This window comes from Sphingomonas rhamnosi (genome assembly GCF_036663615.1).
Classification (GTDB): Bacteria; Pseudomonadota; Alphaproteobacteria; order Sphingomonadales; family Sphingomonadaceae; genus Sphingomonas.
Genome location: NZ_JAXOJJ010000002.1, coordinates 121,266 through 145,347, shown reverse-complemented (window position 1 = coordinate 145,347; position 24,082 = coordinate 121,266). Strand labels below are relative to the sequence as shown.

Below are 24,082 nucleotides of genomic sequence, written 5' to 3'. Positions count from 1 at the left end.
TGCTAATGGGCCGCGATGACTGACATTCTGGACCAGCGGACGACGGACGACATGCCAATCCGCGTCGCCGCCTTGTATCGCTTCACCCCCTTTGCGGACATCGCCGCGATCCAGGGACCGCTAGCCAAGGCGTGCTGCGCGAACGGCGTGAAGGGCACGCTGTTGCTCGCGGCCGAGGGGATCAACGGGACGATCGCGGGGACCGACGCGGGAATCGATGCGGTGCTGGCGCATATCCGTGCGCTACCGGGCTGCGCGACGCTCGACGTCAAGGAGTCGCGCGCGGCGGCGATGCCGTTCCACCGGATGAAGGTGCGGCTGAAGCGCGAGATCGTGACGATGGGCGAGCCCGACATCGATCCGCTGGCGGGCGTTGGGCAGTATGTCGAGCCCGAGGACTGGAACGCGCTGATCGCGGCGCCGGGGACGATCGTGATCGACACGCGCAACGATTACGAGGTGCGGGTGGGGACGTTCGCGGGGGCGCGCGATCCGGCGACGAAGACGTTTCGGGATTTCCCGGCATGGTTTCGGGAGCATCGTGACGAGCTGGTGGGCGACGGCCCTGCCCCGACGATCGCGATGTTCTGCACCGGCGGGATACGCTGTGAGAAGGCAACCGCATTCTTGCAAGCGGAAGGGCTGGACGATGTCCATCACCTCAAGGGTGGAATCCTGAAATATCTGGAGACCGTGCCGGCGGCGGAGAGCCTGTGGGAGGGGGAGTGTTTCGTGTTCGACCAGCGTGTGGCGGTCGGGCATGGGCTGGTGCCGGGGACGCATCAGCTTTGCCATGCGTGCCGGATGCCGGTGAGCGTCGCGGACCGGGCTTCGCCGCTGTTCGTGGAGGGGGTGAGCTGCCCGGCTTGCCATGATGCGCGGGATGCGGCGCAGCGGGCGGGCTATGCGGAGCGCGAGCGGCAAGTGCGCCTGGCGGCGGCTCGGGGAGAGGCGCATGTGGGGGCTGTGTTCCCGTAACCCCCCGTCATTCCCGCGAAGGCGGGAATCCATGATGCCGCTGGGGCGGACCTTGTGGTGTAAGGCGAAGGGTCGAGCGAACGAGCCAACTTCGAGGCCGGAAAATGTCGCGCGATGGATTCCCGCCTTCGCGGGAATGACGGGGTGGGTGTAGCGGGCGTCAGTCCGCGAACCGCGCCGCCAACTCTGAATTGCCCTGCGCGATGGCCAGTGTCTTGACCGTGTTGCCGGCCGCGTCGATGATGCCCGCGTCGGCGCCCGCCGCTAGCAGCAGGTCGATGATCGCGCTCTGGTCGAACAGCGCCGCCATCATCAGCGCGGTCTGGCCGACGCTGTTGCGGCGGTTCACGTCGGCGGCCGCGTCGATCAGCAGTCGGGCGATCGAGAGATAGCCCTTGAAGCAGACGCCCATCAGCGCGGTGTTGCGTTGCGCGTCTTGGGCGCCGTCGACCGCGGCGCCGTGCTTGAGGAGCAGCGCGGTGGTGCTCTCCTGGCCGTTGTAGCTGGCGAGGACCAAGGCGGTGTAGCCCTTCGCATCGGTCGCCTCGATATCCACACCGGCGGCGAGCAGCGCGGGGATCACGTCGTCGCGGCCCATGCGCGCGGCGTCGAACCAGAGTTCGACCAGGCGTTCCATCGGGGGGAGTTCGCGGGTGTCGGTCATTCTGCGGACTCGATGTAATGCGGCACGAAGCGGGCGAGGTTGCGGGTGACGACATCGTCGTCTTCGCGCACGCCGATCCCGGCTGCGGAATCGCCGACGATCCAGGCGCCGATCACCGGGTGGCGGCCGTCGAAGGTCGGCGGCGGGGCATAGGCCTGGCGGATGAAGCCCTCGCCGCCGTATCCCTCGTCCAGCGCGGTGCGGGTGCGGCCCTCCTCGACCAGTTCGACGTTCGCGCCCTCGCGCGAGAAGAGCGGTTTGCGGACGTAGCGCGGCCCGAGGATCGCGGCGGCGGGGTCGTCGTCGAAGAAGGCGGGGAGCAGGTTCGGGTGACCGGCATGGCGCTCCCACATCAACGGCAGGATGCCCTTGTTCGAGAGGATCGATTTCCACGCTGGTTCGATCCAGCGGACATCGGCCTTGGCGAGGTTGGGCGCGTAATCCTCCCGCAGCATGAATTCCCACGGGTAGAGCTTGAACGCAGCCTGCAACTCGAACCCGTCGTCGTCGACGAAGCGGCTGTCGCCGTTGAGGCCGATCTGCTTCATCTCGACGAATTTCGGCTCGATCCCGACCTGGGTCGCGAGATCCTCGAAGAAGCGCACGGTCTGGCGATCCTCGATCGCGGTCGCATCGGCGGCGAAATGGACGAAGCCGCCGGTCGGGAAGATGTGCGCGAAACGGTCGCGCAGCTTGTCGAACAGGCTGTTGAACTGGTCGGTCCCCGCGGGCAGCACGCCCTTCCCGATCAGCTCCTCCAGCCAGATCCACTGGAAGGTCGCGCATTCGAACACCGAGGTCGGCGTGTCGGCATTGTATTCGTAGAGCTTGGCCGGGCCGGTCCCATCATAGGCGAAGTCGAACCGGCCGTAGAGCGTCGGCTCGCGCTTGCGCCACGACTCCGCGACGAAGTTCCAATGCTCGCGCGGGATCGCGAGCCGTTCCAACAACTGCTGGTCGCGCGCGACAGTGTCGACGAGGTCGAGGCACATCGCGTGGAGCTGTTCGCCGGCCGGCTCAAGATCGGTCTCGATCTCGGCGAGCGTGAAGGCGTAGGCGGCGCTCTCGTCCCAGTACGGCGCGCCCCCGGTATCGTGATAGACGAAGCCGATCGCGTCGGCTTGCGCCCGCCAATCGCTGCGGGGGTCGAGCGCGATCCGTTTCATGGGCTCAGCTGTCCTTGGTGTCGTCGCGCTGCTCAATCTGCAACGTGGGCTTGGCGGGCGCGCTGAGACGGGCGAGCACATCGTCGGCGGAGGACTGGCCGGGCAGGATACCGGCGAGGCGCAGCTTCTCGTCGAGGTCGGCGCCGGTGCGACGATCCTCGAGTTCGCCCGCGGCCTTGATCCGCTCGCCGCGGATCGCCTGGCGTTCGCGGATGCGCGCGAGGCTGTCGGCGGCCGACCCGAGCTTGTTACCCGCCCCCATGCTGCCCGACGCGACCGACGCCTGGGCCTTCTGCACCGATTCGTTGACCTTGACGACGTCGACCTCGCGGCGGAGCTGCTCGATCTTGCGGTCGGTCTGCGCGACCGCGGTGTGGATGTTCTCCTCGGCGGCGCGCATGTCCTCGACCTGCGGAGCCTTCAGCGCGATGTCCTGTTCGAGATCGGCGATTCGCTGCGCGACCTGGCGGGCGAGGTCCATATTGCCCTTGTCGACCGCGACGCGGGCCGACGCCTCATACTTCGCGACCTGTGCTCGGAAACTGTCGACTTCGGTCTCGAGGATGCGGCGGCGCGCGACGAGGCCGGCGAGGTCGTCGCGCGCCTTGCCCTGCGCGCGGTCGGCGTCGCGGATCTCCTGGTCGAGGATGCGCAGCGCGTTCGCGTCGACGACCGCGGCACCGGCTTCGTGCGCGCCGGCGCGGCCGAGGGTGAAAATCTTGCTCCAGATGGCCATGCCAGTCTCTCCGATTTTTTGGGTTAGGCGGCGGGGATATGCGCGTGGCGCAGGTCGGTTGCAGCGTCGATCGCGTTCTCGGCGAGTGTCCGCAGCTCGATGACGACCGTGTCGAGCGGGCTCGATGTCGCGAGTTCGCCGAACAATTCGTAATAATCGCGGCCCTCGACGCTGCCGATGCCGAAATTCGACAGCGGCACCAGCTTCTGCGTCTTGAGCAGGAAGGTGTTGAACGCCGCCGGATCCTCCTGCTCGTCGCAGGGCCAGAGCAGGACGGACGCGGAAATCTGAGCCTCGCTGACGTTGACGAACAGTTCGAGATCGCCGTGCTGGTGCATCGTGACCAGCAGCACGGGATCGGCACCCTCGACGATGCGCGGCGTGAACTCGCCGGCGCGGACGGGTGCGGACGAATCGAGCGCGGCCTTCAGGCTGCGGACGGTCCAGGTTTCGGTCATGCAGGAACTCCCCGTGGCGTGGTTACGCACACATAGGATGGGATCAAGCTGCGTACCACAGTGTTGCGCCGCGTGTTTCGTGCGTTCGGACGGGAACGGATGCTTTGCGGACGATCCCGATCTGCCCTATGTCGTTGGGACACACATACCGCGAGGGCCCCATGTTCGATCGCCTGTTCGGTCGCAAGCAAGCGCTTGAAACGTCCGAACTTCCCGTCATCCGCAACGTGACCCTGGGGCGCACCGTGATGCTCGATCCGCTTGCGTGGCAGCGGTTCGGGTCCGAGCTGATGTTACCGTTAGATCGCGACACGCTGGTCATCGTCGCGCAGGGGCTGGTCGATCTCAACGATGGCGGGTTCATCCACCGCTTCTACACCGACGACGACATCATGTTCCAGGCGGTGTCGAGCGACCGGCAGGGCCAGGACGTCACCGACGTGACGGTGTTCGCGCCGTGGGACAGCGCCTATCCGTCGTCGTCCGCGGAACGTCCAGCGTGGAAGTCGCGGCTGTCGGCACGCACCTTCACCGCCGAGGGACTGCCCGAATATCGTCGCGTCTGGTTCGGCGACGAGGCGAGCGAGCAGGACCCGGTGACGTTCTGGGAGGAATTGCACGACGACCGCGACGGCATCGTCGACCGGCGGATCTTCCAGACCTGCATGCTGTTCGGCCGCGACCTGCCTGGCGACGGGCGCGAATTGCTGCTCGCGATCGACCAAGAAAGCGAAGCGGGTGAGGTCTCGTTCGAGATCATGCTAGGGGTGGCGCTCGAGCTCGGCGAATTCCGGGCCTGACGGGGGACTTTATGATCGACGAATATGGTTTCGGCGCCAGTGCGCTCGCCTTCCTGATCGCTTTCGTCGCGGCCGGGGCGTTCACGATCCTGTTCAAGATCGTCTATCAATGGGCGACGCCGTATCACGAACGCACGCTGATCCGCGACGGCAACACCGCAGCGGCGATCACCCTCGGCGCCGCGTTGCTCGGCTATGTCCTGCCGCTGGCGTCGGCGCTCGCGCACACCGTCAGCCTCGCGGAATTCGCGGTGTGGGCGTTGCTGGCCGGCGTGATCCAGATCGTCGCGTTTTCGGTGGTGCGCTATTTCCTGATGCGCGACTTCAGCGACCGGATCGTTCGCGGCGAAATCGCGGCGGCCACCTATATGGCCAGCATCTCGCTGTGCGTCGGTATCCTCAACGCCGCCTGCATGACCGCCTGAAGGACCGACCGATGAAGCGCTCCAGATCCATCGTCCTGACCACGCTAATCGCAGGCACCGGCGTATCGCTGTCCGCCTGCGACGGCGATGTCGGCGGCAAGCCCGTCGACGCACTGAGCTACAAGACTGTCGCCGAATGCCGCCAGGCTGCCGTTATTCCAGCGGCGCAGTGTGACACCGCGTTCGCACAGGCGGAGAAAGCGAACGCCGAGAACGCGCCGCGCTTCAACGATCGCGCGTCGTGCGAAGCGCAGTTCGGCGAGGCGCAGTGCCAGCCACGCAACAATGGCAGCTTCTTCACGCCGCTCCTGACCGGCTTCATCGTCGGCCAGATGCTCAACGGCGGTGGTGGTTACGGCTATCGTGGGGCGCCGATGTACCGCGACCGCGACGGCAATTACTTCGGTGGCGCGGGCGGACGGCTCAGCCGCGATTATGCGACGGGCCGCACGCGGATCGGATCCGACGCGTTCAATCCGTCGGCGCGCTCGGCGCCGACACGGGTGCAGTCACGAAGCTCGGTCATCTCCCGCGGCGGCTTTGGCGGCGGGTTCGGGGGGCGCGGGTTCGGCGGCTGACCCGCACCCGCGCCGGTCGCTACTCCAGATCCAGATACGCGACGACGTCGTTTTCGGTCGCCAGGTACAGGCCCGCCTGCACCTCCTCTGGCTGCCGCGCTGCGATGGTCAGCGCCTCGCCGATCGGACCATAGAACAAGGTCGTCGCCGCCCCGCCCTCGCCTGCATCATCCAGGTGATACAGGCGGCACGCGGCGGCTTCGAACGTCGTGCGCATGGCGTCAGCGGCCGACCCACGCGGTTACCGCTGGCCGCAGGCGCTCGGCGGTCGCCTTGCGTACCGCGATCCCCGACACGACGCGCTTGGCGCCGCCCTGCGACCCTACGGGCAGATTAGCGTTGGCATAGGCGGTGATCTTGCCGGGCATCGGCGGATCGTTCGACCCGGCACCGAGCCCGACGACGAAACCCGATCGCGAGCTTTCCTCAACGAAGCCTTCGACCAGCGCCTTGTTGGCGACCGCCCAGTCGAACGCCATGTCCGGGTGCCGCGCCGCGACCGCCCGGATCAGCGCGGCCTTTTGCGGGGTCGTGATCGTATCGGTCTTGAGCAGCGCCAACGCACGCGTCGCGGTAGCGTCGTCGCGTGCGCTGCCGAGCAGCGAGACGAAGCGGTTCTTGGCGACCGGGCTGGTCTCCGCCTTGGTCAGCGCGAGCAGCGCATCCCATTCGGGCGGCGTCGCGTTGACCGCATAGGTCGACAGGATCGGCTGGCGGATCGCCGGCGGGATCGCGGTAGGATCCTTCGCCAATGCCGCCACATAGGTCCGCGCACGCGCCATGACCGCGGGATCGCCGTTGGTGCCAAGGCGGCCGACCAGCGATTCGCGCAGATTGCCGACCAACGGCGATTCGCCTGGCTTCGCATCCATCCCGATCCGCGCCAGCACGGGCGACAGGATCGCAAGCGAACGGGCGCGTAGCGGCGCCTCGAGCGGCGTGTCGTTGTACAGCGCGGTAATCCGGCCGAGACCATCAGCGACCGACGACCATTCGAGCGGGTCGGCCGCCGCACCGACCTGCGCTGTGACTGCGAAATAGCGCGACAGGTCCTGATAGCCGCCCGCCGCCAGCGCGTAATCGTCGCCGAGCGTACCGAGCTTGTCGGTGAGATCGAGCTTGGCATAGTCGCGCACGATCGCCGCATGCCCCGCGTCGTCGTAGAGGACCCGCGTGTAGCTCCCCTTCCCGCGGTTGAGGACGAGCGTCCCGCAACCCTGCACCGTCACGCTCGTCTTCGGACCGGTGACGATGGCGGATGTCTGTCCCCCGCCCAATGTCGCCGCGACCAGCGGCACATGCCAGGTCTGCGGAGTCTTCGATGCCGCATCGAGCCCGAACCGCCCCTGCGCCAGAGTCGCGGTCGTCGTACCGTTCGTGCAGCGCGCGCCGGTCAGCGTCACCAGCGGCACGCCGCCCTGCAGCGTAAAGTCGTGCGCGATCTCGGCGACCGGCTTGCCCGCCGCCGCCGACAGCTCGGCCCAGAGCTGTTCGGTGACAGTGTTGCCGTATTTATACTTCGCCATGTAGCTGCGGATGCCTTTGCGGAAGACATCCGGGCCGAGCGTCGATTCCAGCATGCCGATGACGGCCTGGCCCTTCGAATAGGTGATCCCATCGAACGCCTCGCCGATCTGGTCGACCGTCTCGATTTTTCGAATGATCGGGTGCGTCGCCGAGGTCGCGTCGATTCCCATCGCGGTCTCGCGCTCCCCGGAGATCGCATCAGCGGCCGATTTCCACGTGGGCATCAGGTCGCCGCTCGACTTGCCCTCCATCCACGACGCAAAGCCCTCGTTGAGCCACAGATCGTCCCACCACGCCATCGTGACCAGATCGCCGAACCACTGATGCGCCATCTCGTGCGCAACGACGGTGTAGATGCGCTGCTTGTTGCTCTCCGTCGCGCGCTTGGCGTCGAACAGCAGCTCGTTCTCGAAATAGAAGATCGCGCCCCAATTCTCCATCGCGCCAAAGAACTGGCTCGACCCCGGGCCCGCGATCATGTCCATCTTGGGCAGCGGATAGGGCTGGCCGAAATAGTCGTTGTAATAGGTGAGCAGCTTCTTGGCATTGGCCAGCGCGAAGTCGCCCTGGTCGACGACGCCGCGGCGCGAGATGATGCCGATCTCGGTCTTGCCGGCCTGCACGGTCTTGCGTTCCATGTCGCCCATGCCGAGGAACAGCAGATAGCTCGACATCAGCGGCGTCTCGCCGAAGCGGTAGAGTTGCGTCCCGTCGGCCTGCTTGGTCACCGATGTCGCGGGCATGTTGGAGAACGCAAGTTCGGTGCCTGGCGCGGTGGCGGAGAGGCGGAATTTCGCCTTGAACGCAGGCTCGTCCCACATCGGCGCGAAGCGGCGCGCGTCGGGCGCCTCGAACTGTGTCGCCAGCATCCGCGCGGCCGAGCCGTCGGTGTTGGTATAGTCGATCGCGAACAGGCCAGACGCTGAGCGCCCGATCGTACCCGACCACGCGAAGGTCAGCGTGTGCCGGCCGACGCTCGCCGCCTTGGGCAGCGTCAGCGTCAGCAGTTGCGCCGCCTCGTCGGTCTTGAAGGCGACCTTGGTACCGTCGAAGGTCGCGGCGGACAGGTTCAGCCCCGCTGCGTTGAGCTGGATGGTCCGCGTCGCCGCTTTGACGTCGACCGTCACGGATTCGCTGCCGGTAAAGGTCAGGGCTTTGGCATCGGGCTTGACGTTGATGTCGTAAAGGATCGGAACGACGGTCTTGGGCAATTGTCCGGCAGCCAGCGCCGCGGAGGAAACAGTCAGCGACAACAGCGCGGTAGCAACAGCAAGCTTCATGAAACATCAACTCCGTGACACGATATGACGGCGCTCTACGCCTTTACCGCGCAGACGCAATTGCCGACTGCCGCCATGCTGCGCTAAGCACGCGGGATGACCGTACCCGCTCTTCTAAACCGTCTGCGTCTCCCCGTGATCGGGTCGCCCCTGTTCATCATCTCCGGTCCCGAACTGGTGATCGCGCAGTGCAAGGCGGGGATCGTCGGATCGTTCCCCGCGCTCAATGCACGACCGCAGGCGATGCTCGACGAATGGCTGCACCGGATCACCGAGGAACTCGCCGCGCACAACCGGGCGAACCCCGATCGGCCGGCGGCCCCGTTCGCAGTCAACCAGATCGTCCACAAGTCGAACGACCGGTTGGAAAGCGATCTGATGACCTGCGCGAAATGGCAGGTGCCGATCGTCATCACCTCGCTGGGCGCGCGCGAGGATCTGAACACCGCGGTGCACGGCTGGGGCGGCATCACGCTGCACGACGTGATCGACGACCGTTTCGCGCGCAAGGCGATCGAAAAGGGCGCGGACGGGCTGATCGCGGTCGCGGCCGGCGCCGGCGGGCATGCCGGGCGGCTGTCGCCGTTCGCGATCATCCAGGAGATCCGCCAATGGTTCGACGGCCCACTCGCGCTGTCGGGATCGATCGCGACCGGCGATGCGGTGCTGGCGGCGCAGGTGATGGGGGCGGATTTTGCCTATATCGGATCTCCGTTCATCGCCACGACCGAGGCGAATGCGGATCAGGCGTACAAGGATGGCATCGTCGCGGGGCGCGCGGCGGACATCGTCTATTCGAACCTGTTCACCGGGGTGCACGGCAATTATCTGCGCGCATCGATCAGCGCGGCGGGCATGGACCCCGACAATCTGCCCGAGGGCGATCTGAAGACGATGGATTTCGGTGGCGGAAACGCGGCCAAACCCAAGGCCTGGAAAGACATCTGGGGATCGGGCCAGGGAATCGGCGCGGTGACCACGGTGGAAAGCGTCGCTGACCGGGTCGATCGCCTGGAGCGTGAATATCGCGCGGCGCGGGCGCGGCTCGCGGTCTGACCGCAGCGGTCAGAGCATCGCCGCCAGCCGTCGCTGCATCGAGCGGACCGGGCTGTCGGCGGCTGTCGGCATGTCCTGCGCGGTATCCAGACGCTCGACGCGGCGGTGCAGATCGGTACTCGACTGGATCAGCGACCGTGCCCTTGGCGGCAGGATCGCGAGCAACGCGGCTTCGGTGACCGGCGCATCGCCCAGCCGACGCGCGGGGTCCAGCGCGTCGCGGGCAGGGAGCTCGCCGGCCTGGACCGCGCGCTGCGTCAACAGCCACGCGATGACGTGCATCAGCCGGGTGGTGACCTTGAGCGACTCGCAAGAAAAGCTGACTCGGACCAACGGGTCGAGCGCGTCGCGTTCGGCGCGACCCGCCTCGTCGAAATAGGCGCGCGCTTCGTCCGCCAACAACATCGCTTCGACATATAGGCTGTCGAGCAATCGGCGGTTCAAATGTGCGTCCTGTTTGCGTCCGGTCATGGCGCGCCCATGCCACACCCCAGCCGCACCGCCCATGCGGCGAACGGCCCGAACGCTGCCAAACCGTGCCAAAACGGCGCGGTCCGGGACGGAGTCACGCGATGATGTCCGGCACCAGCTGGTCTTCCAGCATTGCGATTTCGTCGCGCAACCGGAGTTTGCGCCGCTTCAGCCGCGCCATCTGGAGTTGGTCCGGAATTGTCGCCAATCCCAGCGCGGCGATCGCGTCGTCGAGGTCGCGGTGTTCGATCCGCATCCCGTCGAGCCGGACCTTCAACTGCGCTTCGTCCATCGTCGCCCCCACTGCCGTGCCGCGTCCTTAGCAAACGCGCGGCGCCGCGCGAGGGTCAATTCGGCACAAATCCCCGACCGGAATCAGGTCGTCGCAGAAATTCGTTCCGTCAGTCGATTTGGTCGGTTTTCGATGCAGACATTTGCCCGGCGCGATGGTTTAATCCGTCTCCCCACCCGAATGCAGGAGGTATCCCACCATGCAGACGACGCATCAGACAGCCCTGGAAACCAAGCACGCCGTGCTGGATCGGCGGATCGCCGAGGAAATCCACCGGCCGATGCCCGACGCCATCGTCGTCGCGGGGCTCAAGAAGCAGAAGCTGCGACTGAAGGAAGAACTCACCGGCCTCTGATCGTGCTGGCGCCTTTGTCGGGGTTCGCTCTGCCGGAGGTGCCAGGACTCAGCGCGGAACCTTCGCGACGAACGGCCCCGCTGGTGGCCGTCCGACGCCGACAGGCTTTCGCGCCTTTTTCGGATCAATCGGCGCATCGAGCGCGATTCCGAGACGCCCCTCAGTTCCCCACGCCACGGTGCCCGTGATCTCGCCGATCCCTCGCAGGTCGAGCGTGACCGCGGTGCCCACTGCGATCATCCGATCGAGTTCGATCATCAGGCCGCCTTCGGACAAGTTACGGACCCGAACGTCGCGGGTTTTCGCCTCTCCTGACAGGCGGAACTGCGCGACGAGGAACAGGCTGTCACGGCCGGTGGCGCGCTTGGTCTGCACGCCCCCGTCTTCTTCGGTCACGCTCCGACCGATCGAGCCGTCCACTATGTCCATTGTCGTTCCGCCGCCCCGCTTGTTGGCCATCACACGCGTAGACCAAAATGCGTGTCGAAATGCTTACCGATCAGTCCTCGCGCGAAACCTTTTCGTTGCGCTCATGCCGTTCCTGCGCTTCGACGGTCATCGTTGCGATCGGGCGTGCTTCCAGGCGCGCGAGGCTGATCGGCTCGCCGGTCACTTCGCAATAGCCATACTCACCGTCGTCGATGCGACGGATCGCCGCCTCGATCTTCGAGACGAGTTTGCGTTGACGGTCGCGGGTGCGCAGTTCGATCGACCAGTCTGTCTCGCTCGATGCGCGATCGGTCAGGTCCGCCTCGCGAAGCGAATCGACCTGCAGCTGCGACAGCGTCTCCTGCGAGTCGCGCAGGATCGCCTCTTTCCACCCCAGCAGCTTCTTACGGAAATAGGCTTGCTGCCGAAGGCTCATAAAGGGTTCGTCGGCGCCGGGCCGATACCCTTCTTCGTCGTTGGCCGCTTCCGGCTCGGAGTCCTTGGTGTCGTTAACCCGATTCATCACGGTCGCCATACCACTCTCCCTCTGGCCCCGTCGCGTCGGCGACGCCGACCGTGGAACCGCCCCCAAATGGTGAAAGCGCCTATAGGCGTCCCGAACCATGATCACAAGCTGTGGAAGTTGCACATAGAACCGATTTGACGATCAATTCGTGCGCCACAGCGCGGATGCGTTGCGTTTGCTATCGATCTCGCTACCGCACTGCGGCTGAACGGCTGCGGCCGAATCTGTCCCAGCTCGGCACGTTAACGCTCCGAATGGCTGGTTATCGATGCAAATAGGTGCGCCGAACCGCCGAAACACGGTTAATTCGGTTGCACTTAATGGTTTGTTTTGCACTTGGTCGGATACGGCTTTCAATGCCGTGAACCGGGATCTGGCGCCAACGCCAGCAACGAAAGAGTGACGATATGTCAGTGCGGATGGCCTTGGCGAAATTGTGCGCGTGCGCGTGCGGCGGTGCAGTGATCGGCGGCGGCGCCGTGCACATCGCCGAAACGCCCAAGCGAACGGTCAACACCAAGATGACCAAGCGGGTCGTCCACCGCCCGGTGCGCGTCGCCTCGGTGAGCAAGCCGCGGCGGCGTGTCGTGACCACGACGACTCGCACGGCATGCGCGCCGACGGTCGTCACCGTCGCCAACCAGGCGCCGGTACCCGTGCCCGCACCGATCGGCGAAGGCTTCTCGGGCGGCGGTGGCGGCGTTCCGGTCGTGGTCGGCGGCGGCGGTGGCTTCTTTGGCGGCGGCGGGTTTGGGGGCGGCTTTGGCGGCGGCTTCGGCGGCAGCGGCGGCTCGAGCGGCAGCATCGTCATCTCGTCGACATCGAGCGGCGGCAACGTTTCGTCGGCCAGCGGCGGCAGCAGCGGCAACGTCTCGTCCGCCAGCGGGGGCAGCAGCGGCAACGTCTCCAGCAGCGGTGACGTCTCGTCTTCCTCGTCGTCGTCGGCATCGAGCAGCAGTGCGTCGTCGGCATCGTCCGCGTCGAGCAGCGGCAGTTCGTCGAGCGCGTCGGGCGGCGATTACCCCGACAAGCCGTGGCATCCCGGGAAGCCGGGTTATCCCGGGAAGCCAGGGTATCCGGGCAAGCCCGGCCATGGCGGCGGCGCCTCGGGCGGCTCGGGGTCCTCGGCCAGTTCGGCATCGTCCGCGAGTTCGGCTTCGTCCGCATCGTCGGCAAGCAGCGGATCAAGCGGCTATGGTTCGAGCAGCAAGGGCTGGAGCTCCAGCGGCTATAGCTCGACCGGCGGGTGGAGCTCGAACGGCAGCAGCGCCTCGTCAGCAAGCAGCGCGTCCTCGGCCAGCAGTGCGTCGAGCGCATCGAGCAGCGGTTCGGGGAGCACCGGGTCGACCGGCGGGCCGCCGGCGCCGGTTCCCGCTCCACCGATGATGGTTTTGTTCGGCGCGGCCGCCGCGGCGCTGGTCGCGCGCAAGCGGTTCGCCAAGACCGCAGCGGTCGCGGCCTAACCCATTCGCCTGCCGGACCGGTGCCGGCATTACGATAACAAGGCCCGCCGGTCGCCCCGGCGGGCCCTTTGCGTTCAGGCCGCCTTTACCGCCTTCTCGATGTCGGCGATCGGATGTCCGGTGAAGTCCTTGCCGATTTCACCGGCAAGCCGACTGCTCACCTCCTTATGGTAATGTTTGCGCAGCTCGCCGAGCGTCCGCGGCGGCGCGACGACGATAAGCGAGTCGAAGTCGTTGGCCAGCGCGCGGCGCTTGAGCATATCGGCGGCATCGGCGGCGAAGCGGTCTTCCTCGATTTGATGGAAGTCGGTCGGCTCGAACGAACTCCGCGCGGCGCCCTGCGTCGACGAAGCACCACCGGCGGCATCGGTCGCCTGGTCGCGCGTCGCCGGATTGTCCTGCTCCTGCGCCGTCTCAACGACAAGGTTCGGGAATTCCGCGTCGCCTTCGTTGCGCAGGAACAGCAGCTTGCGACCGTCCGCGACGAGTACGACGGAATTAGGGGGAATCTGCACGGGGAAGTTCTCCTTTGGCTGTGCATCTCGCGTCCTCAACGCCTCGGCGGTCGGCCGGGTTGCGCGCCCACGCGTGGCTGGGCATAGCGCGGACATGCACGATATCCGCCTGATCCGCGACGATCCCGCCGCTTTTGACGCCGCCCTCGCCCGCCGCGACCTGCCGCCCCAGGCGGCAGCGTTGGCCTCGCTAGACGAACAGCGCCGCGCGTTGATCGCCGAGGCGCAGGCGACGCAGGCGCGTCGTAACGAGCTGTCCAAGGCGATCGGCCAAGCCAAGGCGCAAAAGGATTCCGCCCGCGCAGACGCGCTGATGGCCGAAGTCGCGGGGCTCAAGGACGCATTGCCGAAGCTGGAAGCGGACGAGGCCCGGCTCGGTCAGGAGCTCGATGGCGCTCTTGCGATCATCCCCAACGCGCCGCTCGCCGACGTGCCGCAGGGTGGCGGCGAAGACGACAACGTCCTGGTCCACACCCGCGGCACGCAGCCCGACTTTGCGTTCGAACCGCGCGAGCACGACACGATCGGACCGGCGCTGGGCCTCGATTTCGAGACGGGCGTGGCGATGGCGGGCGCGCGCTTCACGCTGCTCCGCGGTCCCGCCGCGCGGCTGCAGCGCGCGCTGGGCCAGTTCATGCTCGACACCATCGCAGCGCATGGTTTCGAGGAGGTCGCGCCGCCGCTGATGGTGCGCGACGAGGCGCTGTTCGGCACCGGCCAGCTCCCGAAATTCGCCGAGGATCTGTTCCGCACCACCGAGGGGCATTGGCTGATCCCGACCGCTGAGGTGAGCCTCACCAACATCGTTGCGGGGAAGATCCTGGGCGAAGGCGAGCTGCCGCTGCGCTTCACCGCGCTGACCCCCTGTTTCCGGTCGGAGGCAGGTGCCGCTGGCCGCGACACGCGCGGGCTGATCCGCCAGCACCAGTTCGACAAGGTCGAGATGGTCTCGATCGTCACCCCCGACCAGTCCGACGCCGAGCATGAACGGATGACGCAGTGTGCCGAGGGCGTACTCGACGCGCTGCAGCTGCCGTTCAGGCGCATGCTCCTATGCATCGGCGACATGGGCTTTTCCGCGGCACGCACCTATGATCTCGAAGTCTGGCTGCCCGGGCAGGCGCGCTATCGCGAGATTTCGAGCTGTTCGACCTGCACCGATTTTCAGGCCCGGCGGATGAACGCGCGCTACCGGCCGGAGGGCGAGAAGGGTACGCGGTTCGTGCACACGCTCAACGGCTCGGCGCTCGCAGTCGGCCGCACGCTGGTCGCGGTGATCGAGAATTATCAACAGGCGGACGGTTCGGTCGCGGTCCCGGCAGTGCTGCAGCCCTATCTCGGCGGGCTCGATCGGCTGACCCCGCGGTGAAGCGCGCCGCCGCGGTCTTGCCGGTTCTGGCGCTCGCGGCGTGTATTCCGAGCGTCGATCGTCCGCCGCGCGAGGCGCAGCCCACCCGCCCCTACCGCGCGCCGCCGCGGATGGTGCAGGACGTACCGGCCCAGGACTCAGTCGCCAGAGACGGTAGCGACGTCGCCACTCTTCCCGCCCCGCGCCCCGCCTGGGAGGCGCGGCCGGTCAGCGCGGACGCGCAGCGCATCGATCAGTCGGTGTATGTCGTCCGGTCCGGCGATACGCTGCGCCGCGTGGCCGAACGTACCGGCGCCGGGCTGGAGGCGATCGCGCGCGCCAACGAGCTGGCGGTGCCGTACACGATCCGCACCGGCCAGCGGCTGACGATTCCAGCCGGACGCTATCATCAGGTCCGCCGCGGCGAGACCGGCATCGCGATCGCGCGCGCGTACGGCGTCGAATGGTCGAAGATCGTCGCCGCCAACGCGCTGCCCGAACCCTATGTGCTGCGCGCCGACCAGCGGATCGTCATCCCCGGCGAGGACGGCGACGCCCCCAGCCGCAGCGAGCGTGCCGCGGCGTTCAAGCTCGACATCGACGACATCCTGACCGGCGGCGAGCCGGCGCTCGCCAGCAACCAGGCGCCGGCCCGACCGGTCGGAACGCCGCGCCGCGTGCTCCCCTCCAACGCGGTGGTGACCGCGCCTGCCAGGCTCGCGGGCGGCGGCTTCCTGTGGCCGGTCGATGGCCGCGTCGTGAAGCGATTCGGGTCCGGCGCAAGCGGCGAGCGCAACGACGGGATCAAGATCGCCGTGCCGGTGGCGACTCCGATCCATGCCGCCGCGGACGGCGTAGTCGCCTATGTCGGCGACGGCATCGCCGCGCTCGGCGGGCTGGTGATCGTGAAACATGGCGGCGGCTGGACCAGCATCTACGGCCATGCGTCCAAACTGCTCGTGCAGCGCGGCCAAGCGGTGAAACGCGGCCAGACGATCGCGCTGTCGGGCGACACCGGGTTCGCGGATCGGCCGGAGCTGCATTTCGAACTGCGCAAGGGCCGCACGCCGGTCGATCCGACCAGCCAGCTGCCGCGAACGTAACGCCCCGCAACCCCGCCTACTCCGTCATCCCAGCGCAGGCTGGGATCTTCCGGTTGTCGGTCGCGAACTTCTCCTTAGATCCCAGCCTTCGCTGGGATGACGAGCGAGGGAAAGGATAGCGATCAGGGGTGGGGTGACGGGACGGGCATCGCGATGCTAACCGCCTCTGCATGACCTACCAATCCGACCTGCTCACGACGCTCGCCACGCGCGGCTATGTCCACCAGATGACCGATGCGACCGCGCTCGATGCGCTCGCAGCCAGGGGCGTCGTCCCCGGCTATATCGGCTTCGATCCGACCGCGCCGTCGCTGCATGTCGGCAGCCTGGTGCAGATCATGCTGCTGCGCCGCCTGCAGCAGAGCGGGCACAAGCCGATCGTTCTGATGGGCGGCGGGACCGGCAAGATCGGCGATCCGAGCTTCAAGGACGAGGCCCGGAAACTGCTCGGCGAGGACGGGATCAAGGCGAACGTCGCGTCGATCCGCCGCATCTTCGAACGCTTCCTGACGTTCGGCGACGGCCCCACCGATGCGGTGATGCTCGACAACGCCGAGTGGCTCGACGCGCTCGAATATATCCCGTTCCTGCGGGACGTCGGGCAGCATTTCTCGGTCAACCGGATGCTCGCCTTCGACTCGGTGAAGCTCCGCCTCGACCGCGAACAGTCGCTCAGCTTCCTCGAATTCAACTACATGATCCTGCAGGCCTATGATTTCCTCGAGCTGTCGCGTCGCGTCGGCTGCCGGCTGCAAATGGGCGGGTCGGATCAATGGGGCAACATCGTCAACGGCATCGAGCTCGCGCGCCGGATGGATTCAACCGAGGTGTACGGCATCACCACGCCGCTGATCACCACCGCGGACGGCGGCAAGATGGGCAAGACCATGGCGGGCGCGGTGTGGCTGCACGAAGACCAGCTGCCGCATTTCGATTATTGGCAGTTCTGGCGCAACACCGACGACCGCGATGTCGGACGCTTCCTGCGGCTGTTCACCGACCTGCCGCTCGACGAGATCGCGCGGCTGGAGACGCTCGAGGGCGCCGAGATCAACGCGGCGAAGATCGTGCTCGCCAATGCGGCGACCGCGATGTGCCGCGGTCAGGCTGCCGCGGATCAGGCCGCTGAGACCGCGCGCAAGACGTTCGAGGAAGGCGCGTCAGGGGATGCGTTGCCGAGCTTCGTGGTGGCCGGCGGGTCGATCGGGCTCGTCGAGGCGCTGGTCAGTCTCGGCTTCGTCGCGTCGAACGGCGAAGCGCGCCGAAAGATCGCCGAGGGCGCGGTGCGGGTCGATGGCGAGGCTCTCCGCGAAGCGACCGCGACGATCACCGTCGCCGGACCGGTTCGGCTCAGCCTCGGCAAGAAGCGCCACGGCATGCTGACGCCTTCGACCTAATGCACCGCAAATGGGGTGAAGAGCGCGTTAAGCATGCCTGTTCCGACCTGCTTCACATCCCGGTCCGTATCGCTGGGGTGGGGCAATCACGCGGGACATGACATGGTGTCGAGCCAGACGGCGATGACGTACAAGGATGCGCGCGGTGCGCCGCGCGATGAGGTCATGCATCGCACGCGGGGGACGTCCGCTGACAGCGCAGAGATGAAGCTAGTGATCGTCAACATCTCGGCGACCGGGTTGATGGCGCGGTGCGAGACGGCGCCGAATGTCGGCGATGCGTTGGGCATCGAGCTGCCGATCCTCGGACTAGTACCGGCGACGGTGCGCTGGGTGCTCGGGGGACGGATCGGTTGCGCCTTCGATGAGGCAATCCCGCTGGCGGATTATTACGGGATGCTGTCGACGCTGCTGCGCGCCTAGCGCAGGGCATCGCCCCCAGGCATTCGCCCTGAGCGAAATCGAAGGACCTCCGCTTGCGTCCTGTGCTTCGACTGCGCTCAGCACGAACGGGGGACGCGGTCAGCCCGATCGCAAGAGCGCCACCCCAGCATCCCGGTCGAACAAGTACAGCGCAGTGCGTGCCGCCTGCCCCCGCGGCCCTTCCAGCCCGCCGTCGCGGTCGATGAGCAGCCGGGCATCGTCGTGCGCGCATTGCAGCAGGTCGGCCATCATGTCTGGCGTCGCCAGACGGAACGCCATCTCGCCCGATTGCTTCGTGCCGAGCAGTTCGCCCGCACCGCGCAGGCGAAGATCCTCCTCGGCGATACGGAAGCCGTCGTTGGTCTCGCGCATCAGCGCGAGCCGTGCGCGCGACGTTTCGCTGAGCGACGATCCGCGCATCAGCAGGCAGATCGATCGCCCCGTCCCCCGCCCTACCCGGCCGCGCAGCTGGTGGAGCTGGGCGAGTCCGAAGCGGTCGGCATGTTCGATCACGATCAGCGTCGCGTTGGGGACGTCGACCCCGACCTCGATCACCGTCGTCGCGACCAGCACCGCCGTGCGCGCGGCGGAAAACTCGGCCATCACCGCGTCCTTCTCGGCGGGTTTCATCCGGCCATGGACCAAAGCCACCTTCTCGCCGAACCGCGCGCGCAGCGTTTCCGCGCGCATTTCGGCAGCAGCGAGGTCGCTCTTCTCGCTTTCCTCGACCAACGGACACACCCAATAGGCTTGGCCACCGTCCGCCAGATGCCGACCGAGCGCGTTGACGACGTCGTCGAGCCGCTCCTCCGAGATCACCCGCGTCTCGATCGGCTGGCGGCCGGGCGGCATCTCGTCGAGCCGGCTAACGTCCATCTCGCCGTACTGCGCGAGCGTCAGCGTGCGCGGGATCGGCGTCGCGGTCATCGCGAGCAGATGCGGCGGGGCGATGCCCTTGGCCTGCAGCGTCATCCGCTGCGCGACGCCGAAACGGTGCTGTTCGTCGACCACCACCAGCGCGAGGTCGCGGTAGCCGACCGCGTCCTGGAAGATCGCGTGCGTGCCGACCAGGATGTCGATCTCGCCCGACGCCAGCCCCATCAATGTCGCCTCGCGCACGCGGCCCTTGTCGCGTCCGGTGAGGACGCCGACGTTGACCGGCAGGCTGCCGAGGAGTTTGCGCAGCGTCTCGTAATGCTGGCGGGCGAGGATCTCGGTGGGCGCGAGCATCGCCGCCTGCGCGCCGGCCTCGACCGCGACCAGCATCGCCATCGCTGCGACCAATGTCTTACCGGACCCGACATCACCCTGTAGCAGCCGCAGCATCGGTGCGGTTTGCGCCAGGTCGCCCTCGATCTCGGCGACGGTACGCGATTGCGCGCCAGTCAGCGTGTAGGGCAGGTCGAGCATCGCGCGCAGCTGACCGTCGCCGTGCAACGCCCTCCCCTTGCGCTTGCGCGTGTCCGCGCGGACCAGCGTCATCGCCAGCTGGTTGGCGAACACCTCGTCATAGGCCAGCCGTTCGCGTGCCTTCGCATCCGCCGGGTCGGCGTGGATGCGGACGAGCGATGCATGCCAGTCCGGCCAATCACGCTTCGCCTTCAACCCGGGTTCGATCCATTCGGGCAGATCGGGGGCGCGCGCGACCGCCTGCGTCGCCAGCGCCGCCAGCTTGCGCGACGTCAGCCCTTCCGACAGCGGGTAGACCGCCTCGCGCTCGGGCAGCGCATCGTCCGCCTCGGCTAGCTCGGGGTGCACGATCTGCAGCTCCTGGCCATATTGGTCGAGCCGGCCGGAGATCCGCTTGGCCTCGCCGATCGGCAGCAGTTTCTTGGCCCAGCCGGAACTGCCACCGAAGAAGACGAGGCTGACATAGTTGCCGTGGACGTCGGTCGCCTGGACCCGCGTTGGGCCCCGCCCCGCGCTGCTGCGATAGTCGCGCGGGGTCAGCGTGATCGTGATCATCCGCCCGGCGTCGCTCGCCATCAGCTCGGTGCGCGGCAGGCGGTCGACATACCCGGTAGGCAGATGGAAGGCGACGTCGACCACGCGCGCGAGCCCTAGCCGGTCGAGCGGCTTGGCGAGCGCGGGGCCGACGCCCTTGAGGACAGTCGATTCGGCGAACAGCGGATTGAGGATTTCGGGTCGCATGACTATCTGCGTCCTATAGCCCAGCCGACGCCACCTTCCAGTGGTCGCCGGCTCTTCGCGTTTGGAGTTCGCATGGATTACGAGACCCGCCTCAAGCGCCTGGGCTTTCGCAGCTCGCACCGCGGCACCCGCGAGGCCGACATGATGATCGGCGGGTTCTTCGCCACCCATGGCCGGGGCTGGACGCCCGAGCAACTCGACTGGTTCGAGGCGCTGATGGAGGAACAGGACGTCGACATCATGGGCTGGGCGATCGGATCGATCCCCTGCCCCCCCGAATGGGAAGGCCCGATGATGCAGGCGATGCGCGATATCGATTACGTGACGGTGGTAAAGTAGCCGCCTAAAGCCGTTCCCCGGCGAAGGCCGGGGCCCAGTTGGGGGGCGTCGATGATTGACGTCCGCACCTAGCTACGACTGCCTTCCCAACTGGGCCCCGGCCTCCGCCGGGGAACGAGAAGAACCTATGCCCGACCTGACGACGATCCTTTCCGCGCAAGCCCCGCTCACCCTGTCCGGCGTGCCGACCGGCTTCCAGCCATCGCTCCTCGCCGACCTCGCCCGCGCCGCGAAGTCCCGCGTGGTGTTCGTCGCGCCCGACGAATCCGCCATGCGCGCGATCGCGTCGACCGCGACGTTCTTCGCGCCTGACCTGGAGATCGTCCAGTTCCCCGCCTGGGACTGCCTGCCCTATGACCGCGCCTCGCCGACGTTGCGGATCATGGCCGAGCGCGTCGCCGCGCTTTACAGGCTACAGGGTAAGCTGAAGGGCCCGCAGCTTCTCCTCACCACAGCCAACGCGGTGACGCAGCGCGTCCTGACGCCGTTCCGCGTCCGCCAGCTCGTCGCGCGGCTGGCGCCCGGCGAGCGGATCGGTCGCGACGCGCTTGCGACGTTGCTGCAGGCGAACGGCTATGTCCGCACTGACACGGTGCACGACCAAGGCGAATATGCGGTGCGCGGCGGCATCGTCGATCTGTTCCCGAGCGGCGAGGAGCAGGCGCTGCGCCTCGACTTCTTCGGCGATGAGATCGAATCGGTCCGCACCTTCGACGCGCAGGACCAGCGCACCACCGGGCGCCTCGACGGTTTCGTCCTGCTGCCCGCGTCCGAAGCATTGCTCGACGAGGAGTCGATCAAGCGGTTCCGTGGCCGTTACCGCGAAACCTTCGGCGCGACCGCGACCGGCGATCCGCTGTACCAGGCGGTGTCCGAAGGTCGCCGCATGGCCGGGATGGAGCATTGGCTGCCGCTGTTCGAGGACAAGATGGCGACGCTGTTCGACCATCTCGGCAGCGACGACGTCGTGGTCCGCGACACCGGCGTCGCGGCGGCGGCGGAGAGCCGGTTCGAATCGGTCGCCGACTATTACGACAACCGCCGCCGCGCCGAGGCGGGGCAACCGGGCAGCTTCCGCCCGCTGAACGCCAAGTCGCTCTACCTCGACGACAAGGAATGGGCCGCCGGGCTTGCGGTGACGGTCGCGCATGTGACGACGCCGTTCCACGAACCCGAGAGCGCGACGGTGCTCGACTTCGGCGTCGATGGCCCGCGCGATTTCGGGCCGGAGCGCGCCGCGCAAAGCAACGTCTATGAATCGGTGGTCGATCACCTGTCGAAGCTGCGGAAGCTCGGCAGGCGGCCGATCCTCGCCAGCTACTCGATCGGCGCGCGGGAGCGGCTCGGCAATCTGCTCGCCGATCACGGGCTGAAGGGCGGCAAGCATGCCGAGAGCTGGCAGGAGGCGCTCGCCGTCGCCGATACCGCCAAGACCGCGGGCGTGGCGCTGGTCGTGCTGCCGCTCGACCACGGCTTCACCGCGCCGGGCGTCGCGATCCTGACCGAACAGGACATGCTCGGCGACCGGCTGGTCCACCGCAAGAAGCGCAAGAAATCGGCGGACGCGTTCCTCGCCGAGCTGGCGACGCTGACGCCGGGCGATCTGGTCGTGCATACCGAGCATGGCATCGGCCGCTATGAGGGGCTGACCTCGATCCCGGTCGGCAAGTCGCCGCACGATTGCGTCGCGCTCAGCTATGCCGGCGGCGACAAGCTCTATGTGCCGGTCGAGAATATCGACGTCCTGTCGCGCTACGGCTCGTCCGAGGAAGGCGCGTCACTCGACAAGCTCGGCGGCGAAGGCTGGCAGCGCCGCAAGTCGAAGATGAAGGAGCGCATCCGCGAGATCGCGGGCGAACTGATCGCGACCGCGGCGGAACGCGCGCTGCATCCCGGCGACGTGCTCGAACCCGATTCGAGCGGCTATCCCAGCTTCGTCGACCGCTTCCCGTACGAGGAGACCGAGGACCAGGACCGCGCGATCGAGGACGTGCTGGGCGACCTCTCCGCGGGCAAGCCGATGGACCGGCTGATCGTCGGCGATGTCGGCTTCGGCAAGACCGAGGTCGCGCTGCGCGCCGCGTTCGTCGCAGCGATGGGCGGCAAGCAGGTCGCCGTCGTCTGTCCGACGACGTTGCTCGCGCGCCAGCATTACAACAACTTCGTGAGCCGGTTCGAAGGCTTTCCGATGAACATGGGGCGCCTGTCGCGGCTCGTCACCGCGGGCGAGGCCAAGGCGACCAAGGAAGGCCTCGCGGCTGGGACGATCGACGTCGTCATCGGCACCCACGCGCTGCTCGCGAAGAACATCGACTTCAAGCGGCTCGGCCTCGTCATCGTCGACGAAGAGCAGCGCTTCGGGGTGACGCACAAGGAGCGGCTGAAGGCGCTGCGCGCGGACGTCCACATGCTCACGCTGACCGCGACGCCGATTCCGCGCACGCTGCAGATGGCGATGTCGGGAATCCGCGAGCTGTCGGTGATCCAGACCCCGCCGGTCGATCGCCTCGCGGTGCGGACCTACATCATGCCGTTCGACCCGGTCGTGCTGCGCGAGGCTCTCCTGCGCGAACATTATCGCGGCGGGCAGAGCTTCGTCGTCACGCCGCGCGTCGCCGACCTGCCCGATATCGAGGATTTCCTGCGCCAGCAGGTGCCAGAGATCCGCTTCGTTGTCGCGCACGGCCAGATGTCGCCGACCGAGGTCGAGGAGCGGATGTCGGCCTTCTACGACAAGAAGTTCGAAGTGCTGGTCTCGACCACGATCATCGAGAGCGGAATCGACATCGCGAGCGCCAACACGATGATCGTCCACCGCGCGGACCGCTTCGGCCTCGCCCAGCTGTACCAGCTGCGCGGGCGGGTGGGTCGATCGAAGACCCGCGCCTATGCCTATCTCGTGACGCCGCCCGAGCGGCAGATGACGGTCACCGCGGAGAAGCGGCTGAAGGTGCTGTCCGATCTCGATTCGCTGGGGGCCGGCTTCCAGCTCGCCAGCCACGATCTCGATATCCGAGGCGCGGGCAACATGCTCGGCGACGAGCAGACCGGGCATATCAAGGAGGTCGGGTTCGAACTCTACCAGGCGATGCTGGAGGAGGCGATTCTGGACGCCAAGTCCGGCGGGTTGGCCTCGACGCGGCCGAAGGATTTCTCGCCGCAGATCACGGTCGACGCGCCGATCCTGATCCCCGAGGAGTATGTCCCCGATCTCGACCTGCGCATGGGGCTGTACCGCCGCCTCAACGAGCTGGAGGAAGGGCGCGAGATCGAGGCGTTCGCCGCCGAGATGATCGACCGGTTCGGCCCCCTGCCCGACGCCACCGACAATCTCATCCGCGTCATCGAGATCAAGCTGAACGCCAAGAAGGCGTGCGTGTCGAAGATCGATGTGGGCCCGAAGGGCGTGCTGGTGTCGTTCCACAACGACACGCCGCCGAACATCGAGAAGCTGCTCGCCTATGTCGAGCGGCTCAACGGGGTCGCGCGGCTCAGGCCCGACAGCAAGCTGGTCCTCCAGCGCGCCTGGGGCGACCCCAAGGCGCGGCTGCACGGCGCGTTGCAGCTGTCGAAGGGGTTGGCGAAGGCGGCGGGGTAGCCCG

25 protein-coding genes are annotated in these 24,082 nt (G+C 67.1%); 13 read left to right on the top strand and 12 right to left on the bottom strand.

All coding sequences use genetic code 11. From position 1 onward, the window contains the following. Positions 1 to 15 precede the first annotated feature (15 nt). On the top strand, positions 16 to 978 hold the full coding sequence (trhO, locus tag U1701_RS05695; RefSeq protein ID WP_332781577.1) for an oxygen-dependent tRNA uridine(34) hydroxylase TrhO: 963 nt from the start codon (positions 16 to 18) through the stop codon (positions 976 to 978). A 160-nt stretch (positions 979 to 1,138) separates the two neighbouring features. Here the strand turns inward: trhO and U1701_RS05690 are convergent, their stop codons facing one another. From U1701_RS05690 to U1701_RS05675, 4 genes are read right to left on the bottom strand one after another with little or no spacing between them, the layout of a single operon-like run. Then, complete coding sequence (locus tag U1701_RS05690) at positions 1,139 to 1,642, bottom strand: ankyrin repeat domain-containing protein (RefSeq protein ID WP_332781576.1); 504 nt, start codon at positions 1,640 to 1,642, stop codon at positions 1,139 to 1,141. After that, positions 1,639 to 2,808, bottom strand: coding sequence for a glutathionylspermidine synthase family protein (locus tag U1701_RS05685; RefSeq protein ID WP_332781575.1), 1,170 nt, complete (start codon positions 2,806 to 2,808; stop codon positions 1,639 to 1,641). The genes U1701_RS05690 and U1701_RS05685 overlap by 4 nt, the downstream gene beginning before the upstream one ends. 4 nt (positions 2,809 to 2,812) lie before the next feature. Further along, the gene (locus U1701_RS05680; protein ID WP_332781574.1) at positions 2,813 to 3,544 is read right to left on the bottom strand and encodes a PspA/IM30 family protein; all 732 of its coding nucleotides are present in this window, start codon (positions 3,542 to 3,544) and stop codon (positions 2,813 to 2,815) included. Between the two features lie 23 nt (positions 3,545 to 3,567). Further along, entirely contained in the window at positions 3,568 to 4,002 is a 435-nt protein-coding gene (locus U1701_RS05675; RefSeq protein WP_332781573.1) for a YjfI family protein, read from the bottom strand. Positions 4,003 to 4,163: 161 nt separating this feature from the next. On the opposite strand from U1701_RS05675, the gene U1701_RS05670 reads away from it, so the two are divergent. The 3 genes from U1701_RS05670 to U1701_RS05660 are packed head-to-tail and all read left to right on the top strand — an operon-like array spanning position 4,164 to position 5,805. Continuing rightward, on the top strand, positions 4,164 to 4,802 hold the full coding sequence (locus U1701_RS05670; RefSeq protein WP_332781572.1) for a DUF2491 family protein: 639 nt from the start codon (positions 4,164 to 4,166) through the stop codon (positions 4,800 to 4,802). Between the two features lie 11 nt (positions 4,803 to 4,813). Continuing rightward, positions 4,814 to 5,227, top strand: a complete 414-nt coding sequence (locus U1701_RS05665) for a DUF350 domain-containing protein (RefSeq protein WP_332781571.1) — start codon at positions 4,814 to 4,816, stop codon at positions 5,225 to 5,227. A gap of 11 nt (positions 5,228 to 5,238) precedes the next feature. Further along, a complete protein-coding gene (locus U1701_RS05660; protein WP_332781570.1) occupies positions 5,239 to 5,805 on the top strand; it encodes a DUF1190 domain-containing protein in 567 nt (188 codons plus the stop codon). A 19-nt stretch (positions 5,806 to 5,824) separates the two neighbouring features. Here U1701_RS05660 and U1701_RS05655 read toward each other — a convergent pair whose 3' ends face one another. After that, positions 5,825 to 6,022, bottom strand: coding sequence for a hypothetical protein (locus U1701_RS05655; RefSeq protein WP_332781569.1), 198 nt, complete (start codon positions 6,020 to 6,022; stop codon positions 5,825 to 5,827). 4 nt (positions 6,023 to 6,026) lie between these two features. Beyond that, positions 6,027 to 8,612 carry a M1 family metallopeptidase gene (locus U1701_RS05650; RefSeq protein WP_332781568.1) on the bottom strand — a complete coding sequence of 862 codons (2,586 nt, stop codon included), beginning with the start codon at positions 8,610 to 8,612 and terminating at the stop codon, positions 6,027 to 6,029. A gap of 96 nt (positions 8,613 to 8,708) precedes the next feature. Between U1701_RS05650 and U1701_RS05645 the strand changes: the two genes are divergently transcribed. Further along, positions 8,709 to 9,668, top strand: coding sequence for an NAD(P)H-dependent flavin oxidoreductase (locus U1701_RS05645; protein WP_332781567.1), 960 nt, complete (start codon positions 8,709 to 8,711; stop codon positions 9,666 to 9,668). A 9-nt stretch (positions 9,669 to 9,677) separates the two neighbouring features. On the opposite strand, the gene U1701_RS05640 is transcribed toward U1701_RS05645, so the two are convergent. Then, a complete protein-coding gene (locus U1701_RS05640) occupies positions 9,678 to 10,139 on the bottom strand; it encodes a DUF1465 family protein (RefSeq protein WP_332781566.1) in 462 nt (153 codons plus the stop codon). Between the two features lie 94 nt (positions 10,140 to 10,233). After that, positions 10,234 to 10,431, bottom strand: coding sequence for a YdcH family protein (locus tag U1701_RS05635; RefSeq protein WP_332781565.1), 198 nt, complete (start codon positions 10,429 to 10,431; stop codon positions 10,234 to 10,236). A gap of 199 nt (positions 10,432 to 10,630) precedes the next feature. Here U1701_RS05635 and U1701_RS05630 point away from each other — a divergent pair, with 199 nt between their 5' ends. Next, complete coding sequence (locus U1701_RS05630) at positions 10,631 to 10,786, top strand: YdcH family protein (RefSeq protein WP_332781564.1); 156 nt, start codon at positions 10,631 to 10,633, stop codon at positions 10,784 to 10,786. Positions 10,787 to 10,834: 48 nt separating this feature from the next. On the opposite strand, the gene U1701_RS05625 is transcribed toward U1701_RS05630, so the two are convergent. Both U1701_RS05625 and dksA read right to left on the bottom strand, forming a co-directional pair. Further along, complete coding sequence (locus U1701_RS05625; RefSeq protein WP_332781563.1) at positions 10,835 to 11,182, bottom strand: PilZ domain-containing protein; 348 nt, start codon at positions 11,180 to 11,182, stop codon at positions 10,835 to 10,837. A gap of 103 nt (positions 11,183 to 11,285) precedes the next feature. Next, a complete protein-coding gene (dksA, locus tag U1701_RS05620; protein WP_332781562.1) occupies positions 11,286 to 11,750 on the bottom strand; it encodes an RNA polymerase-binding protein DksA in 465 nt (154 codons plus the stop codon). A 410-nt stretch (positions 11,751 to 12,160) separates the two neighbouring features. Here dksA and U1701_RS05615 point away from each other — a divergent pair, with 410 nt between their 5' ends. Then, positions 12,161 to 13,204, top strand: a complete 1,044-nt coding sequence (locus tag U1701_RS05615; RefSeq protein ID WP_332781561.1) for a hypothetical protein — start codon at positions 12,161 to 12,163, stop codon at positions 13,202 to 13,204. Between the two features lie 74 nt (positions 13,205 to 13,278). Here the strand turns inward: U1701_RS05615 and U1701_RS05610 are convergent, their stop codons facing one another. Continuing rightward, positions 13,279 to 13,719 carry a host attachment family protein gene (locus U1701_RS05610; protein ID WP_332781560.1) on the bottom strand — a complete coding sequence of 147 codons (441 nt, stop codon included), beginning with the start codon at positions 13,717 to 13,719 and terminating at the stop codon, positions 13,279 to 13,281. A 94-nt stretch (positions 13,720 to 13,813) separates the two neighbouring features. Between U1701_RS05610 and serS the strand changes: the two genes are divergently transcribed. The 4 genes from serS (at position 13,814) to U1701_RS05590 (ending at position 17,990) form a co-directional block, all read left to right on the top strand. Then, the gene (gene serS / locus U1701_RS05605) at positions 13,814 to 15,088 is read left to right on the top strand and encodes a serine--tRNA ligase (protein ID WP_332781559.1); all 1,275 of its coding nucleotides are present in this window, start codon (positions 13,814 to 13,816) and stop codon (positions 15,086 to 15,088) included. Between the two features lie 110 nt (positions 15,089 to 15,198). Next, a complete protein-coding gene (locus U1701_RS05600; RefSeq protein WP_332781929.1) occupies positions 15,199 to 16,170 on the top strand; it encodes a peptidoglycan DD-metalloendopeptidase family protein in 972 nt (323 codons plus the stop codon). Positions 16,171 to 16,340: 170 nt separating this feature from the next. After that, positions 16,341 to 17,567 (top strand): tyrosine--tRNA ligase, encoded by a 1,227-nt coding sequence (tyrS, locus tag U1701_RS05595; RefSeq protein ID WP_332781558.1) that lies wholly within the window; start codon positions 16,341 to 16,343, stop codon positions 17,565 to 17,567. A 33-nt stretch (positions 17,568 to 17,600) separates the two neighbouring features. Continuing rightward, positions 17,601 to 17,990, top strand: coding sequence for a PilZ domain-containing protein (locus U1701_RS05590; RefSeq protein ID WP_332781557.1), 390 nt, complete (start codon positions 17,601 to 17,603; stop codon positions 17,988 to 17,990). Positions 17,991 to 18,089: 99 nt separating this feature from the next. On the opposite strand, the gene recG is transcribed toward U1701_RS05590, so the two are convergent. Next, positions 18,090 to 20,312 carry an ATP-dependent DNA helicase RecG gene (recG, locus tag U1701_RS05585; RefSeq protein WP_503676861.1) on the bottom strand — a complete coding sequence of 741 codons (2,223 nt, stop codon included), beginning with the start codon at positions 20,310 to 20,312 and terminating at the stop codon, positions 18,090 to 18,092. On the opposite strand from recG, the gene U1701_RS05580 reads away from it, so the two are divergent. After that, positions 20,214 to 20,480, top strand: coding sequence for an FAD assembly factor SdhE (locus U1701_RS05580; protein WP_332781555.1), 267 nt, complete (start codon positions 20,214 to 20,216; stop codon positions 20,478 to 20,480). The two genes, recG and U1701_RS05580, sit on opposite strands and share 99 nt — an antisense overlap. A gap of 127 nt (positions 20,481 to 20,607) precedes the next feature. Beyond that, a complete protein-coding gene (gene mfd, locus U1701_RS05575) occupies positions 20,608 to 24,078 on the top strand; it encodes a transcription-repair coupling factor (protein ID WP_332781554.1) in 3,471 nt (1,156 codons plus the stop codon). The last annotated feature ends 4 nt before the right edge of the window (positions 24,079 to 24,082 follow it).

Bases quoted from the DNA above. Each gene is read 5' to 3' on its own strand.
- tyrS (WP_332781558.1), top strand. From the start codon at position 16,341: ATGACCTACCAATCCGACCTGCTCACGACGCTCGCCACGCGCGGCTAT.
- U1701_RS05615 (WP_332781561.1), top strand. From the start codon at position 12,161: ATGGCCTTGGCGAAATTGTGCGCGTGCGCGTGCGGCGGTGCAGTGATC.
- U1701_RS05580 (WP_332781555.1), top strand. From the start codon at position 20,214: ATGGATTACGAGACCCGCCTCAAGCGCCTGGGCTTTCGCAGCTCGCAC.
- U1701_RS05635 (WP_332781565.1), bottom strand. From the start codon at position 10,431: ATGGACGAAGCGCAGTTGAAGGTCCGGCTCGACGGGATGCGGATCGAA.
- recG (WP_503676861.1), bottom strand. From the start codon at position 20,312: ATGGGTGGCGAAGAACCCGCCGATCATCATGTCGGCCTCGCGGGTGCC.
- U1701_RS05640 (WP_332781566.1), bottom strand. From the start codon at position 10,139: ATGACCGGACGCAAACAGGACGCACATTTGAACCGCCGATTGCTCGAC.
- U1701_RS05650 (WP_332781568.1), bottom strand. From the start codon at position 8,612: ATGAAGCTTGCTGTTGCTACCGCGCTGTTGTCGCTGACTGTTTCCTCC.
- U1701_RS05690 (WP_332781576.1), bottom strand. From the start codon at position 1,642: ATGACCGACACCCGCGAACTCCCCCCGATGGAACGCCTGGTCGAACTC.
- serS (WP_332781559.1), top strand. From the start codon at position 13,814: ATGCACGATATCCGCCTGATCCGCGACGATCCCGCCGCTTTTGACGCC.
- U1701_RS05630 (WP_332781564.1), top strand. From the start codon at position 10,631: ATGCAGACGACGCATCAGACAGCCCTGGAAACCAAGCACGCCGTGCTG.
- U1701_RS05665 (WP_332781571.1), top strand. From the start codon at position 4,814: ATGATCGACGAATATGGTTTCGGCGCCAGTGCGCTCGCCTTCCTGATC.
- U1701_RS05660 (WP_332781570.1), top strand. From the start codon at position 5,239: ATGAAGCGCTCCAGATCCATCGTCCTGACCACGCTAATCGCAGGCACC.
- mfd (WP_332781554.1), top strand. From the start codon at position 20,608: ATGCCCGACCTGACGACGATCCTTTCCGCGCAAGCCCCGCTCACCCTG.
- U1701_RS05675 (WP_332781573.1), bottom strand. From the start codon at position 4,002: ATGACCGAAACCTGGACCGTCCGCAGCCTGAAGGCCGCGCTCGATTCG.
- U1701_RS05685 (WP_332781575.1), bottom strand. From the start codon at position 2,808: ATGAAACGGATCGCGCTCGACCCCCGCAGCGATTGGCGGGCGCAAGCC.
- U1701_RS05670 (WP_332781572.1), top strand. From the start codon at position 4,164: ATGTTCGATCGCCTGTTCGGTCGCAAGCAAGCGCTTGAAACGTCCGAA.
- trhO (WP_332781577.1), top strand. From the start codon at position 16: ATGACTGACATTCTGGACCAGCGGACGACGGACGACATGCCAATCCGC.
- dksA (WP_332781562.1), bottom strand. From the start codon at position 11,750: ATGGCGACCGTGATGAATCGGGTTAACGACACCAAGGACTCCGAGCCG.
- U1701_RS05680 (WP_332781574.1), bottom strand. From the start codon at position 3,544: ATGGCCATCTGGAGCAAGATTTTCACCCTCGGCCGCGCCGGCGCGCAC.
- U1701_RS05655 (WP_332781569.1), bottom strand. From the start codon at position 6,022: ATGCGCACGACGTTCGAAGCCGCCGCGTGCCGCCTGTATCACCTGGAT.
- U1701_RS05600 (WP_332781929.1), top strand. From the start codon at position 15,199: ATGGTGCAGGACGTACCGGCCCAGGACTCAGTCGCCAGAGACGGTAGC.
- U1701_RS05645 (WP_332781567.1), top strand. From the start codon at position 8,709: ATGACCGTACCCGCTCTTCTAAACCGTCTGCGTCTCCCCGTGATCGGG.
- U1701_RS05590 (WP_332781557.1), top strand. From the start codon at position 17,601: ATGCCTGTTCCGACCTGCTTCACATCCCGGTCCGTATCGCTGGGGTGG.